At 61.9% G+C, this 14340-nt stretch carries 14 protein-coding genes; 6 read left to right on the forward strand and 8 right to left on the reverse strand.

Annotation, left to right across the window (positions count from 1 at the left end; all coding sequences use genetic code 11):
- Positions 1-12 precede the first annotated feature (12 nt).
- From JNB89_RS04680 to JNB89_RS04690, 3 genes are all read right to left on the reverse strand, one after another.
- Complete coding sequence (locus tag JNB89_RS04680) at positions 13-540, reverse strand: SRPBCC family protein (RefSeq protein WP_220361443.1); 528 nt, start codon at positions 538-540, stop codon at positions 13-15.
- Positions 537-872 carry an ArsR/SmtB family transcription factor gene (locus tag JNB89_RS04685; RefSeq protein WP_013342787.1) on the reverse strand — a complete coding sequence of 112 codons (336 nt, stop codon included), beginning with the start codon at positions 870-872 and terminating at the stop codon, positions 537-539. Before JNB89_RS04685 ends, JNB89_RS04680 begins: the two co-directional genes overlap by 4 nt.
- Before the next feature lie 81 nt (positions 873-953).
- Positions 954-1853 carry a LysR family transcriptional regulator gene (locus JNB89_RS04690; protein WP_013342788.1) on the reverse strand — a complete coding sequence of 300 codons (900 nt, stop codon included), beginning with the start codon at positions 1851-1853 and terminating at the stop codon, positions 954-956.
- Positions 1854-1914: 61 nt separating this feature from the next.
- Between JNB89_RS04690 and JNB89_RS04695 the strand changes: the two genes are divergently transcribed.
- Positions 1915-2973 (forward strand): nitrilase-related carbon-nitrogen hydrolase, encoded by a 1059-nt coding sequence (locus tag JNB89_RS04695; protein WP_220361444.1) that lies wholly within the window; start codon positions 1915-1917, stop codon positions 2971-2973.
- Between the two features lie 30 nt (positions 2974-3003).
- Here JNB89_RS04695 and JNB89_RS04700 read toward each other — a convergent pair whose 3' ends face one another.
- Both JNB89_RS04700 and JNB89_RS04705 read right to left on the reverse strand, forming a co-directional pair.
- Entirely contained in the window at positions 3004-3147 is a 144-nt protein-coding gene (locus JNB89_RS04700) for a hypothetical protein (protein ID WP_013342790.1), read from the reverse strand.
- Positions 3148-3205: 58 nt separating this feature from the next.
- A complete protein-coding gene (locus JNB89_RS04705; protein WP_220361445.1) occupies positions 3206-3496 on the reverse strand; it encodes a hypothetical protein in 291 nt (96 codons plus the stop codon).
- A 356-nt stretch (positions 3497-3852) separates the two neighbouring features.
- Here JNB89_RS04705 and JNB89_RS04710 point away from each other — a divergent pair, with 356 nt between their 5' ends.
- Positions 3853-4965 (forward strand): 4-oxalomesaconate tautomerase, encoded by a 1113-nt coding sequence (locus tag JNB89_RS04710; RefSeq protein WP_220361446.1) that lies wholly within the window; start codon positions 3853-3855, stop codon positions 4963-4965.
- Between the two features lie 6 nt (positions 4966-4971).
- Here the strand turns inward: JNB89_RS04710 and JNB89_RS04715 are convergent, their stop codons facing one another.
- Positions 4972-6342, reverse strand: a complete 1371-nt coding sequence (locus JNB89_RS04715) for a LysR family transcriptional regulator (RefSeq protein WP_220361447.1) — start codon at positions 6340-6342, stop codon at positions 4972-4974.
- Entirely contained in the window at positions 6339-7040 is a 702-nt protein-coding gene (locus tag JNB89_RS04720) for a GntR family transcriptional regulator (RefSeq protein ID WP_220361448.1), read from the reverse strand. Before JNB89_RS04720 ends, JNB89_RS04715 begins: the two co-directional genes overlap by 4 nt.
- A 395-nt stretch (positions 7041-7435) precedes the next feature.
- Here JNB89_RS04720 and JNB89_RS04725 point away from each other — a divergent pair, with 395 nt between their 5' ends.
- The 4 genes from JNB89_RS04725 to JNB89_RS04740 all read left to right on the forward strand — a co-directional run bounded on the left by JNB89_RS04725 (position 7436) and on the right by JNB89_RS04740 (position 11787).
- Positions 7436-8281, forward strand: coding sequence for a gallate dioxygenase (locus JNB89_RS04725; protein ID WP_220361449.1), 846 nt, complete (start codon positions 7436-7438; stop codon positions 8279-8281).
- Positions 8278-8637: a protocatechuate 3,4-dioxygenase subunit alpha gene (locus JNB89_RS04730; protein ID WP_013342796.1), complete on the forward strand. Its 360-nt coding sequence runs from the start codon at positions 8278-8280 to the stop codon at positions 8635-8637. The genes JNB89_RS04725 and JNB89_RS04730 overlap by 4 nt, the downstream gene beginning before the upstream one ends.
- 109 nt (positions 8638-8746) lie before the next feature.
- Positions 8747-10090 (forward strand): MFS transporter, encoded by a 1344-nt coding sequence (locus JNB89_RS04735; RefSeq protein ID WP_220361450.1) that lies wholly within the window; start codon positions 8747-8749, stop codon positions 10088-10090.
- A gap of 179 nt (positions 10091-10269) precedes the next feature.
- On the forward strand, positions 10270-11787 hold the full coding sequence (locus JNB89_RS04740; RefSeq protein WP_220361451.1) for an alkaline phosphatase family protein: 1518 nt from the start codon (positions 10270-10272) through the stop codon (positions 11785-11787).
- A 44-nt stretch (positions 11788-11831) separates the two neighbouring features.
- Here JNB89_RS04740 and JNB89_RS04745 read toward each other — a convergent pair whose 3' ends face one another.
- A complete protein-coding gene (locus JNB89_RS04745; protein ID WP_220361452.1) occupies positions 11832-14198 on the reverse strand; it encodes a DNA polymerase II in 2367 nt (788 codons plus the stop codon).
- Positions 14199-14340 lie beyond the last annotated feature (142 nt).

The raw sequence follows: 14340 nt of genomic DNA on the forward strand, positions 1-14340 counted from the left end.
AGCTTTGGCGGTTCAAAGACCGAACTGCTTTGCGTATTCGGTGTTCAGGCGCGGCCATTCGAACTTCATCGCGTCGCCCGCAACGATACGTCCAAGCGGATCGCCGGCAAGCAAATGATCCAGCACGTCGAAGCAGATGTGCCAGCCTGCCGCGCCCATCGAAATAAACTTGCGGTCGATGCTATGCCACAGCGTCAGTCGCGTACCGTCGCCAAGCGGCTGCAGTTGCCAGCGCAGACTGTTGTCGCCCCAGCGGTATTCGAGCAGATTCGGCGCGTCGGCGCGCGTCACCTCGGTTTCGGAGACTTGAGGTGTAGGGGTGCCGACCGTGGAAAGATTGACGGGACCAACCGATGCGAGGCTATGGTCCGCATCGAACGGCGCCCACTCGCGCAGACTTGCTGGGTCGGTCAGCGCGTGCCACACCCTTTCCGGAGAATGGCGCAACTCGCGCACGAGCACGAGCGTCCACGTGTCTGCGTCTTTCTGAATGTGTGCGCCGGCGGCAGGGCCGGGCCTGTATGAATCGCGATTGCTCATCGTTTTCTCTCCTTACGGCGTGGTGCGGGATGAGTTTGATCGAGGTGACGCTCCAAAGCGTCCAGATGAACCGACCAGAAGCGTCGGAATGGCGCGAGCCATGCGTCGATTTCCATGAGCGGCTCGGGCTTGATGCGGTACACGCGCCGCTGCGCTTCCACGCGCGACTCCACGAAGCCGGCCTCGCGCAGCACGCGCAAATGTTTGGAAACCGAGGGCTGTGAAAGGTTGAGCTGCTCCTCGATGTCGCCCACGGACCGCTCCGAAGATGCAAGCAGGCTGAGAATGGCGCGACGGCTAGGCTCGGCGATGATGGCGAAAGTTGAGTCCATAGTGTTTATATACCTCGCTAGGCATATACGTGTCAAGCCGGGGCTGCGAGTGCAAGCGCGTGTCGATTCGCGCAGGCGGCCTTAACTTCGCTTCGTGCTGTGGGGCCGCTTGCTCTTCATCTCTGCCTGCACGAACGCGACGAAGCATTTCACGACCGCGTCGTCACGCGCGCTTTGCCACGTGAGGCCGACGCGCCAGCGGGCGCCGGGTCCTGTCAAGGGAAGCACTCGTGCATCGCGCAACAGGTACTGCACACGCGAGGGCAGAAACGCGGCACCGACGCCCGCGGCGACACTGGCAAGTACTGTCTGTATGTCGTCCGTCTGCTGGATGACGTTCGGCACGAACCGGTGTGCCGCGCACCACCGGTCCACCTGTGCTGCGAGGCCTGGACCGCGTCCGCGCGCGAGTGCAATGAAGCCTGGTTCATTCAGTTCGTTCAGATCGGACGGAATACGCTTCCAGCGCGCATGCTGCGGAACAGCCAGACCCAGCGCTTCGTCGATCATGGGAAACGAGCAGAGGCCTGCGTCGGCCGGCAAGCGCAAGAAGCCCACCTCGAGCTTGCCGGAAAGAAGCCGCCGCGTTTGCTCCGCCGACGAGAGGTCGTTCAGCGTGACGCTGACGTTCGGATAGCGCTTGCGAAAATCGGCGACCAGTTGCGGGACCTCGGTCAATGTGGAGAGCCCGAGGCCAATGCGCAAAAATCCCCGCGCGCCGCTGCTGGCTTCGCGGGCTCGCGCGAGCACTTCGTCAGCATCGCGAACCAGCGCTTGTGCGTCTGCCAGAAAGCCCGCGCCGAAAGTCGTGAGCTCTGCACCGTGCCGCCCGCGCTCGAAGAGGCGTGCTCCGAGGCTCGCTTCCAATGCGGCGATCTGCTTGCTAAGAGCCGGTTGGCTCACGCACAAAAGCTCGGCCGCCTGGCCGAAATGACGCAATTCGGTGACTGTCAGGAATGCTCGCAGGAGTTTTAATTCCATTCTGTTCGGTAATCGAATGCATCAAAAGTTTCATTTTACGTATCGATAGCCGTCCGGTCCAATGATGCTGTTCTTGTGTTGTGGGGCCGTGAACATGCCGTCTTCGACTGCTTCATCGTTTCGCGTTGCATCTGTTCCAGTTGTTTCGTGTCGCGGCGAAACCGCGCATAACGTGGCGCGCGTTGCGGAATGGCTTACGCTCGCGGCTTCGCAGAATGTCGACCTCGTGGTCTTTCCCGAGGCTTGCATTAGCGGCTACGCGAGCATGGCGAAGTTGAGCCGCGCCGAATTGAATGCACTTGCACAGACGCTGGACGGTCCTGCTATGCGAGCCGTTGCGGATGCAGTGGAGCGAACGGGTGTCGGAGCCGGTGTGGGGTTCGTCGAGCGAGCAACAAACGGGCAGTTCTTCAACAGCTACATGGTGTGTCTGCCGGGCGGGGTGCGCCACTGCCACAGAAAGCTGCATGCGACCGAGCATCCGCGTATCGTCAGTGGCGATCGCTTCACCGTGTTCGATGTGTCGGCGGATATTCGCATCGGTATCTTGATCGGCGCGGACAATTATGTGGTCGAGAATGTGCGCATGACCGCGCTGATGGGCGCGACGCTGCTGCTCGCGCCGCATCGAAGCTATGGTTTCGACGACCAACGCGGCAAGCACGCGCACCCGGTGTCGAGACAGCAGGCGCTTGAGTGTAAATCAGGCACAAAGGCGGCGTATCGTGCGGAGCCTGAGAATTCGGGCGAATGGTTGCGCCGCTGGCTGCCTGCGCGTGCCGTCGACAATGGAATGTTCGTCGTGTTCAGCGATGGCGCGGAGCTTGCGCGAGAGAACCAGCCGGCCGGCACGGCGATGATAGTCGACCCATTTGGCCGGATATTGGCGAGCACGGCTGAAGGCGAAGCGTCAGGCGCTTTAGTGCACGCCGCGCTCGATGCCACGCTGGTAAGGGTTAGCCCTGGCCGCGAATGGCTTGCGGCGCGCAGACCGGATCTTTACGGAGCGTTGAGCCGCATCGGCTCGAATCACGTCGAGTTCGATGCGCGAGCGGTGTCGGCAAAAGGCGCGGTTGCACTGTCGTTCGCGCAGGTTCGGCGCAACGGCGTCATCGGTTGATGCACCCGGCGCTTGCGCCTTTTCAGCTCGTTATTCCGCGATTGAGAACCGCGCCGGACGGCTTTGCGCCGATTTGGCAGGACGCTCGACGCGCGCGGTGGCGCCGCGAATGAACAGCACCGCGCAGAACGCGACCATTGCCCAGATGCAGAAAATTACCGTCAAAGCGCTCATTTCGTGTCTCGAAGATTGGAAACCGCTGTCGTTATGGTTGGCCTTGCAAAGAGGCCGGTTAGTGCATCGTGGGCTGGTCGGTGCCGCTGGAAAGAAGCTCGGCGATCAGCCGCGTGGCGAGTCCAAGCTGTTGTTCCAGTGACGCACGGGCCGCGTGTACCGCTGTATCGTCGCCGCGTGCCGCTGCATTGTACGTCTGTGTGGCGAGGCGCAACACATTTTGCGAAGCAATGTGCAGGCCCTGCATGGTCCGCGGGTCGCCGACAGGCACCGCGTCGCCGAGCTCGGCCGACGCCGGCTCAGGGAAGTTTTCGTCGAACTGGCGATTCGGGCGATGACGGAAAGACATCTGAAGCTCCTTGCGCGGTGTGAGCAATCCGGGGCGATTCATCTGATTGCGACGATGCCAGTGTGCGCCGCGCACCCGAACTTCAATTTGTGGAATAGAGGCCGTTTTGGAGGGCAATAGGACCGATGGGCTGCGGGCGCGCTTTTGTCTGCTGAAAGCGGGCCAAAATGGGCTTTGGTCCAGCGCATTGCTGCAACGCGCAGCGCTGCCGGGTGCGCGACGGCCGGCAGGCCCAAACGCCGTTGTCCCAACGTTACCGATAAAGAGATTAGATGCCCATGCGGGTCGCTTTAGGTGCTCGATCCACCGGTGCGAAATTTACAATGTGAGCCGCACATTAGCGTTGGAGACCCGCGATGTCAGGTCGCACACAGACCCGCATTCCCTGCATGATGATTCGTGGCGGCACCTCGAAAGGCGCGTTTTTCATGGCGTCCGATCTGCCCGCCGACTCAGCGGAGCGCGACCGCGTTCTGCTCGCCGTAATGGGGTCGCCCGACCCGCGCCAGATCGACGGTATCGGCGGCGCCGATCCGCTCACCAGCAAGGTGGCGATCATTTCCCGCTCGTCGCGCAAGGATGCGGACGTCGATTACCTGTTCGCTCAAGTCGTCGTCAACGAGGCGCGCGTCGATTTCGGCCAGAACTGCGGCAACATCCTGGCGGGCGTGGGTCCCTTTGCGATCGAGCGCGGACTTGTTGCACCGCAAGACGGCAGCACGCGCGTGGCCATCCACATGGTCAACACGGGGCAGATTGCGGTGGCAACGGTCAGTACGCCGGAATGTCGCGTCACGTATGAAGGCGACTCGCGCATCGACGGTGTGCCGGGCCACGCGGCGCCGATTCCACTAGAATTCAGGGACACGGCTGGTTCGACATGCGGCGCGCTGTTGCCGACGGGTCGACTAAAAAACACGGTAGAAGGCGTGGAAGTGACGTGCATCGACAACGGCATGCCGCTCGTGCTGATGCGAGCGCACGATCTGCAGCGTACCGGTTACGAAACCCGCGAGGAACTCGACGCGGACGAGGAACTGAAGGCGCGCATCGAAAAGATTCGCCTGGCCGTGGGTCCGATGATGAACCTCGGCGACGTGAGCGCACGCACGGTGCCGAAGATGTGCCTCGTCGCGGAGCCGCGCAACGGCGGCACCATTTCTACGCGCAGCTTTATTCCGCACCGCTGCCACGCCTCCATTGGCGTGCTGGGCGCGGTCAGCGTGGCAACCGCTGCGGTGTTGCCCGGTACGGTATGCGATGGGCTCGCGAAGGTCGATGCAGAAGGTGCACACAAGCGCGTATCTGTCGAGCATCCGACCGGCGAGTTCACTGTCGAGCTCACGCTCGGCGGCGAGCGCGATTACCCCGAAGTGTTGAGTGCGGCGCTGTTGCGCACCGCGCGCTGGCTGTTCGACGGCGTGGTAGGCGTTCCTGCTTCGGTGTGGGAGCCTCGGGCCTTTGCGTGAACGCGGCTAGTTCGCGGCTGCACTGACCGTTCGCGTAACGTCCACGACGGACAGACGAATGGCGTCGATCAGCGCGCGTGCCGCTGGCGAAGGCGCACCCGCTGCGCGCAGCGTCAGCCCAATGTCGCGGCGTGTGTTGTGCAGCGGCACGTTCAACACTGCGAGTTGGCCCGCTTGCACCTCGTAGTGCAACTGCTGGGCCGACAGCGCCGCAACCATGTCGGTGCCCAGCAGCAGCCCGCGAATTACAGCCAGGTCGGCGGTTTCGACCGTGGGCAGGGGCGGTTTGACTTTCATCCGTTTGAACTGCGCTTCGAACAGCGCGCGAGCCGGTGCGTGGCTGCGCGGCAAAATCCATTGCACGTCGCGCAGCTCCATGATGCTCGGCTCGCGCATACGCGTAAGCGGATGATCGCGGCGCACGAGAAGCACCATGTCTTCCGACATCAGGCGCTCGTTTCTGAGGCCGCTCGTCGCGTCGTTCTCGCGCAGCGCGCCGAGAATGAAGTCGATGTCGCCCGCTCGCAGACCCGCGACGAGCGCTTCATACGCGCTTTCGTCGGTGACGACGCGCACGCCGGGATGTTCCGCGCTCATCTTCGCAATGGCTTTGGGCAGAATGAGCGTGCGCCCGAGCGGCAATGCGCCGACCGTTACCGCACCCTGAATGTTGCCGCGCAACGCAGCAATATCGTCGGGAACGTGGCGCAATTCGTTCAGCGCGCGCCGCACGTGCAGCACGAAGGTTTCGCCTTCGGCGGTGAGCAGGATGCCACGCGGGCTGCGGTGAAAAAGGCTCAGACCCGAGCCGCTTTCGAGCACGCGAATGGCGGTGCTCACTGCGGGCTGACTAATGCCGAAAGTTTTCGCCGCGCTAGGCATATGGCGATGCCGCGCGAGCGCGACGAAGATTTGCAGCCGCCGCGTGTTCAGCAGATATGCGGGCAATGCGCCCTCGGCAGTGGGACGACGGCGCGTCTGACGCGCGGCGCACCATTGCGCGAGTTCTTCCAGTTCCGCAAAAATTCTTTCGCAGCGAAGCAGCACGGCGCGGCCCACAGGCGTGGGCAGCATGCCTGAAGGACCACGATCGAATAGCGGTTCGCCCAGCGCCGACTCGAGTTCCTGTACCGATCGCGTTACTGCCGATTGCGCCCGAAACAGCGCTGCCGCGGCGCGGGTTGCGCTGCCTCTATCGGCGACAAGGCGGAATGCGCGGAGTTGCGCCAGGTTGAGAAGCGCTTTGGTGCCCGCGGGCGTTGTCTGTTTCGCCGACGCATTGCCGAGCGAGGGGGCGCCTGGCTGCGCGTCTTCCCGGGCGCTTGCTTGCGCTTTCCCCGGGCTCTTGATGCGACCGGGCGATGCGTTGTGTGTCATGCCGCGCCCGCGATCATGTGCAAGGCCGGCAGCGACAGGTTCAGGCTTTCCTTCGAGATGTGCGTGTGTTCCTTCATCAGCGCCTCCACGCGGGCGCCTTCGCCTTTCTTCAACGCGTCTGTGATCGCATGGTGTTGCCGGTGTGCGTACATCAACATCAGGAACTGGCGCTCGCGCGCGGCTTCGTCGAATGCAATCGTGAAGGGAGAGACGAACGGTATCTTGTCGTTCAGGCTCAGCGCGGCGCTCACCGCTGTGTTGTGCGCGGCCTCGATGATGAGCGAGTGAAAGCGCCCGTTTATCGCGGCATAGCGCACGTCGTCGCCTGGCTGTAGCTGGGCGTTGCGGAAGATGTCGTCGCCTTCGCGCAGGCAGTCGTCGAGCGCGGCAGCAAGCGCTGCGCTTACACCACTTTCGGCGACGGAACGCGCCGCAAGACCTTCGAGTACGCCGCGCACGTCGATAGCGTTCAGCACGTCGCGCACGCTGAAGCGGCGCACCACGTAACCCCGCGCTCCGGAGCGGTCGAGCAGTCCCTCGGAAGACAGCACGCTCAATGCATAGCGTAGCGGTGTGCGCGAGACGCCCAGCCATTGCGCGAGTTGCGCTTCGACAAGCCGTTGGCCCGGCGACAGTTCTCCTGCGAGTATTTTCTCGCGTAACGTCTGAACAATAGCCTGCTGAGTAGTTTCGTTCATCGTGGTCGACTCGTTGGACGTCGTCCAGTATAGCCACGCAAACCGGCTCGCACCACGCTGGAAATGCGGCTTGCGAGTTGCTTCATATGACATCTGTTTTATTTATGGCGTGTGTCGAAGGAAAAACACGCCGTTCGCGCTTATGGTCCGGTTCGGGATACCAAAATGCCCCGACGCGATGCGGCTTACAGCCAGAGCCGATTGCACGATATACAGTATTAACGGAGTAAGAGACGCCGATTCCAGTTTCACAACGCGTTTACCCGTACTTTCGCAAAACCGCCAAAATCCCTACTTTGTATCCCAAGGCGGTTGTGTGGACAACGATCAACGGTCCGGCAACCTATCCGATCGACGCGCCGCGCGGCGCAACTGGAAGTAACGGACGACACGAAATGGCAAGGATCATTGGCGGCATCGGCACATCTCATGTGCCGACCATCGGCATGGCGTACGACAAGGGCAAGCAGAACGATCCCGCGTGGGCGCCGCTTTTCAGGGGCTATGAGCCGGTGGCGAGCTGGCTCGCCGAACGCAAGCCGGACGCAATGGTGATGTTCTACAACGACCACGCGAATAGCTTCTTCTTCGACTGCTATCCCACGTTCGCGCTGGGCGTATCGGCCAGTCATGAATTCGCGGACGAAGGCGCGGGTAAGCGTCCGCTTCCTGACATTGCGGGCCACCCGGATCTCGCGATTCATATTGCCGAGCAGCTCGTCAACGACGAATTCGACCTCACGATCTTCCAGGACCGTCCGCTCGATCACGGCTGCAATTCGCCACTGTCGCTGATGTTGCCGCATGCCGCTGGCTGGCCGCTTGCGCTCGTGCCGATAGAGGTCAACGTATTGCAGTATCCGCTGCCGACCGCGAACCGCTGCTTTCGCCTCGGGCAGGCGCTGCGCCGCGCGATCGAATCTTTCGAGGAGGAGCTCGACGTCGTGGTAGTGGGCACCGGCGGTCTGTCGCACCAGGTGCACGGCGAGCGCAGCGGCTTTAACAACACCGAGTGGGACATGGAGTTCCTGGATCTGATCATTCACGATCCGCAGCGTCTTGCCGCAATGAAGCACGTCGACTACGTGCGGCTAGGCGGCGCGGAAAGCGTCGAAACGATCATGTGGCTCGCCATGCGCGGCGCGCTGGGCCCGAAGGTGCGCGAACTGCATCGCAATTATTACCTCGCCACCAGCACCGCAATGGCGGTCACGATCTACGAAGACGAGGTGGCGCAATGAATCCGCAACTGCAAGGCGTCGAAGAATTGACCGGTACGTATCCCTTCGACATTCGCCAGAGCATGAAGGCGATGCGGCTGAACCGCTTCTTCTGGCAGATGCGCGAAGCGCCCGCGCGCACCCTGTGGCTGGAGAACCGCGCGGCAGCCTACGACGCGGCACGTCTCACGCCAGAAGAGCGCACGCTCGTCGATAACGCCGACTGGATCGGCCTGATCCGCTACGGCGTCTGTTTCTTCGTGCTCGAAAAATTCGCGCGCGTCGTCAAGATCACCAATCTGGGTATGTACGCAAGCATGCGCGGCGAAACCCTCGAAGCGTTTCTGAAAACGCGCAAAGTGCCGGAAGCGGTTTAACGCGCGCGGCTCTGCCGCCGCACGACAGCGGCATTTGATTCGGATACCAGAACAAAACCCGGCTTCCACGGAAAGCCGGGACGGGAAACTATTTTCTTCGGAGACACGCATGAAATCTGCTGACTCGGTCGACATCAAGGCGTTTATCGACGCGCGCAAAATGTCGCCCTACCAATGGCTTGTCCTTATTCTCTGCTTTTTGATCGTCATGATGGACGGCCTGGATACGGCCGTGATGGGCTTTGTCGCGCCCGTCATCATGCATGACTGGAATGTGAGCCGTGCTGCATTTGGCCCCGTCATGAGCGCTGCAATGGTCGGCCTCGCGGTCGGCGCATTGGCGGCCGGTCCGATTGCCGATCGCATCGGTCGCAAGAAGGTGCTTATCGCTTCGGTGTTCTGCTTCGGTCTGTTCAGCCTGCTCTGTGCGTTTGCCGAATCTCCGCTGCAGCTGGTCGTATTGCGTTTCCTGACCGGGCTCGGCCTTGGCGCCGCCATGCCAAATTCGACGACGCTGTTGTCCGAATATGTGCCCTCGCGCAGCCGTTCGCTGTTGCTCACCATCATGTTTACCGGTTTTAACTTCGGCTCCGGTGCGGGCGGTTTCGTTGCCGCATCGCTGATTCCTCATTTCGGCTGGCGCGCGGTATTCATGTTCGGCGGCATCCTGCCGCTCGTGAGCGTGCCGTTGCTTGTGTGGCTGCTGCCGGAATCCGCACGTCTGATGCTGGTGCGCAAGCTGCCGACCGAACGGATTGCGGCGACGCTTGGCCGTGTCTGCGCGCACGCCTTCGACAAGGACGTTCGCTTCACGTCGCCGGAACCGGTAGTCGTTGCGAAGGCGCCGGTGCGTATGCTGTTCGCCGACGGTTACGCATTCAGCACATTGATGCTGTGGCTCACGTACTTCATGGGCCTGCTGATTATCTATCTGCTGACGGGCTGGCTGCCGACGCTTATCAAGGATGCCGGCTTGCCTGTCGAACGCGCGGCCGCCATTACCGGCATGTTCCAGTTGGGCGGCACGATCGGCGCAGTGGCCGTTGGCTTCGCAATGGACCGGCTCGACCGCAACGGCGTGATCGGCGCCGCGTATCTGCTGGGCGGTGTGTTTATCTTCGCACTTGGCATGGGCACGCTGAAGTCGAGCCTGCTGCCGGTTCTCGTCACGTGTGCGGGATTTTTCATGAGCGGCGCGCAGACGGGGCTGAACGCATTGGCGCCCAGCTGTTATCCGACCCGGGCACGCGCGACGGGAGTGAGCTGGATGCTCGGCTTCGGGCGCCTTGGCGGCATTCTCGGCTCGCTAGTCGGGGGCGCGTTGCTGTCGCTCGGATTCAGCTTCCAGGTCGTGTTTTCCGTGCTGGCGATTCCCGCCCTCATCGCGGCTGTGGCGATTGTGATGAACCGGCTTGCATTGCGCTTTATCACGAGTCCAGTCGCAGACGCATAGCTCCGTTCTTGCGGTGTCGTGCGAGAGCCCGCGGCTTTCGTCTGGGGCTGGTGTCGAGTCAGCCTTTCTTTTTTTTCGCGGAACAATAATTGCTCCCCGGTTGCACGAATCCGCCTCGCGGCAACTAGTTGCGACGCGTATTCGCTTATATACAAAGCAACTAACAAAGGGAGACGATCATGACGAACAGGCCCACCACTCCGACTCCAGCGGTTCCACCTGAGCCGGCTGATCCCGGCCGGCGCAAGGTTCTTGCCGCGCTTGCGGGCTCAATTGCACTGTCGGCCTGCGGCGGCGGTGGAGGCGGCAACAGCGGCGGCAACAGCGGCGGCAACAGCGGCTCAAGCTCGGGCGGCTCGCAGCCCGTGGGCACGATCCCGCCCGACCGTGCGAATCTCCCGCGCCCCGCGTTGCCCGACCCGGCCACCTCCGGCATCGACCATGTCGTGCTGGTCACGATGGAAAACCGCTCGTTCGATCATTTGATGGGCTGGGTTCCGAACGCCGAAACCGCAGTCGCCGGCCGAACTTTCAAAGACGCATTCGGCGAAATGCATGCGCCGTTCGCACTCGCCACGAACCCCGCGTACGGCTACCAGGCATGCTCGTTCGCTGACCCCAATCATTCATACGATGCAGGCCGCGTGCATCTCGCCAATGGTGCGATGAACGGTTTCTTGCTGACGCCGGCCACGAGTCTCACGCGTGGCGATCTGCTGCCTATCGGCTATTTCCAGTCGGCGGACCTCGACTTCTATCGTGGCGCGGTCACGCAGTACACCGTGTGCGACTACTACATGAGCGGCATTCTTGCCGACACTTATCCAAACCGCGTGTATCTGCATAGCGGGGAAACGGACCGCCTGTCGGACACGCTCGACACTTCGTCGCTGCCGACCATCTGGGACCGCCTCGACGCGAAAAACATCTCGTCCACTTACTACTTCCACGACGTGCCGTTTACCGCGCTCTACGGCACGCGGTACGTGGGCCGCTCCAAACTCTTTTCCGACTTTCTCTCCGACGCGGCAGCGGGCACCTTGCCTTCGTTCTGCATGGTCGACCCGAGCTTTGGCGGAGAAGCACAGGGCACCTCGAACGACGATCATCCCCATGCGGACGTGCGCAACGGCCAGGTACTACTCGGCCAGATTTACGACGCATTGCGCACGAGCCCCAACTGGAGCAGGACGCTGATGATCATTGTGTATGACGAGTGGGGCGGTTTCATGGAACATGTCGCGCCGCCCGTCAAGCCGGTCTCCAGTGCCGAGGCCGCCCTCGGCAACGACGGACGGCTTGGTTTCCGGGTGCCCTGCATGTTGCTCGGGCCGCGCGTGCGCGCAAACTACGTATCGCGTTATCCGTTCGATCCCAGTTCGATTCACCAGTTGCTCGCATGGCGCTTTGGTCTCGATCCGCTTGGCGTGCGAGCGAGCGCGTCGACCACTTTCAATATGGCCTACGCGCTCGACTTTACTGCCGCCGCGCGCACCGACGCGCCGGCCATCGCGGTGACGCAGGGTACGTTCGGCTCCGCGTGCTCGAACATCTCGACGGCGACTTCGGGTGCGAGCGGCATCGCGCAACTGGACAAAAGCCAGGTGGTGCCGAATACCGCAATCAGTGCACCAGGCGGCCGTTTCGCGGAACTGCGCACTAAAGCGGACGCGCTCGGCTTTCCGGCGCCGCAGTAATTAGTTGCAAGTGAGAAGAGTTACTTGCCGCTGCTCGCGTCGCGTCAGAACAGTTGTTTTTGACCCGACACGAGCCGCGTGAAGTCGTCGCGCAGCAGCGGCAAGATTGCGTCCGCCACGGGTTGCAATTGACGCGTCAGGTAGTGTTCGTAGTCGATTGCGGAGCGCAGTGTTTCGAGCGGCTCGGGTCCGGCAACTGTCATCACGTAGCTGATCCAGCCGCCGTTCTGGTATTGCAGCGGCCGCCCTTGCCGGCGGTTGAATTCGTCGGCCACGCGTGCGGCGCGCACGTGGGGCGGCACGTTGCGTTCATAGTCGCCAAGCGGTCTGCGCAGGCGTTTGCGATACACGAGCTGATCGTCGAGCTTGCCGGCGAGCGTATCGCGCACGTAGTCGCGTACGTAGTCCTGATAGGGCTGCTGCGTGAAGATGCGCCTGTAAAGCTCCTGCTGAAAGCGCTGCGCAAGCGGGGTCCAGTCCGTGCGCACCGTCTCCAGCCCTTTATAGACGATCTCCTGAGCGCCGTCTGGCGACACGCTGAGTCCGGCATAGCGCTTCTTGCTGCCTTCTTCCGCGCCGCGAATTGTCGGCATGAAGAAACGGCGGTAATGCCGCTCAAATTGCAATTCGAGTGCGCTTTCTAGCCCGAAGCGCCGTTGTAGATCCTGCCGCCACCAGGCGTTGATATGGTCGACGAGTGCGCGTCCGATGCGGCCCGCTTCGTCCTCATCATGTGCGTGCCTGAGCCAGACGAAGGTCGAGTCCGTGTCGCCATAGATCACTTCATAACCTTCTGCCTGAATCAGCTCTCGCGTGCGGTGCATGATTTCGTGGCCGCGCATCGTAATCGACGAGGCAAGACGCGGGTCGAAAAAGCGGCAACCGGTCGAACCCAGCACGCCGTAGAACGCATTCATGATAATTTTCAGCGCCTGCGAAAGCGGCTTGTTGTGCTCGCGCTTCGCCGTTTCCCGGCCTTGCCAGACCTGCCCCACAATCGAGGGCAGACAATGGTTCTTGCGTGAAAAACGCGCGCCGAGAAAACCGGCTACGGACTGATCGTCGCCTGGATTCAGCATGCCTTCCACCAGCCCGACAGGGTCGATCAGGAACGTGCGAATGATCGACGGATACAGACTCTTGTAATCCAGCACCAGCACGGAATCGTAAAGGCCCGGGCGCGAGTCCATGACGAAACCGCCGGGGCTCGCGGCGCCGGCCACGTCGCCGACATTCGGTGCGACATAACCTTGCCGATGCATGCGCGGCATGTACAGGTGCGTGAACGCGGCGACCGAACCGCCGCTGCGATCCGCAGGCAGGCCGGTCACGGTGGCGCGTTCCAGCAGAAAAGGCAGCAGTTCTGTCTTCGCGAAGATGCGTGTGACGAGCTCGCAGTCCTTCAGGTTGTATTGAGCGAGTGCGGGCTTGTCTTCGTCGAAGCGGCGCTGGATTTCATCCATGCGCTGATACGGATTGTCGATGGACTTGCCTTCGCCCAATACGGCTTGCGACACATGCTCGAGGCTGAACGAGGGAAAGCTCCACGTCGCCGAGCGCAGCGCTTCTATGCCGTCGATAATCAGCCGTCCCGCGGCGCCCGCAAAATAATGGTTCTGCTTCAGGCCGTGTTCGCGCCACTCCATCTGTGCACCGCCGCGTCCGAGCCGCAACGGTATGCGGTATTGTTCGGCGTGCTGCTGCAACACGCGCAAATCGAACTGCACGAGGTTCCATCCGATAATCGCATCGGGATCGTGCCGCTCCATCCACGTGTTGAGTCTTTCGAGCATTTCGGCCCGCGTTTCACAGTATTCAAGGTCGAAGTCGAGGTTGCCCGCCTCGCGGTTCGGCGGGCCGAGCATATACACCTGGCGCTGGCCGCAACCTTCCAGTGCAATTGAATAGAGTTCGGCGTGAGCGCTCGTTTCTATGTCGAGCGATACCAGCTTCAATGACGGGCGATAGTCCGCCGCAGGCTTCAGTTCGCCATTCGCGAGCGTGCCGTCGCTCTGCAACTCGCCGCCGAACCAGACGGGCGCCGTGATGAAGCGCTCCATCATGTAGCGCTCGGGCGGAAAGATGTCGGCTTCATACACTTGCACGCCGCCTTGTTTCAGGCGTTTTTCGAAGCCGGTTAGCTGGCGGTATTGCGGACAATACAGTCCCATTACGGGCCGATGGTGAAAGTCCCGCAATTCGAGCGGACGCAGATCGAGCGGCGCCTCACGGCGCAAAATGTTCTCCGCGCGTTCGCGCTGTTCAGCCGGAATAAACGCAACCGATGTCTGATGGCGCAAACGGATGTGACGGGGCCCGGCATCCGTTGCCAGCCAGAAATCGACTTCAGTACCGGCAGGCGTATCCCGCCAATGCCGCGTCAAGATGAAACCCTGCTCGAGCTCTGTCAAACCACCACCTTTGAACCTGTGAAAGGCGTGTCGCCGCCTGAGCCGATTTTACCGTCCTGCGCATTAAGCGTCGCGCGGCGCTCATGTCACCGGGCATGCAGCCGTGCGGCGTACCCGGTATGATGATTTGGCAGCGCCTGTT

It is taken from the genome of Paraburkholderia phenoliruptrix (assembly GCF_019511605.1).
GTDB lineage: Bacteria > Pseudomonadota > Gammaproteobacteria > Burkholderiales > Burkholderiaceae > Paraburkholderia > Paraburkholderia phenoliruptrix_A.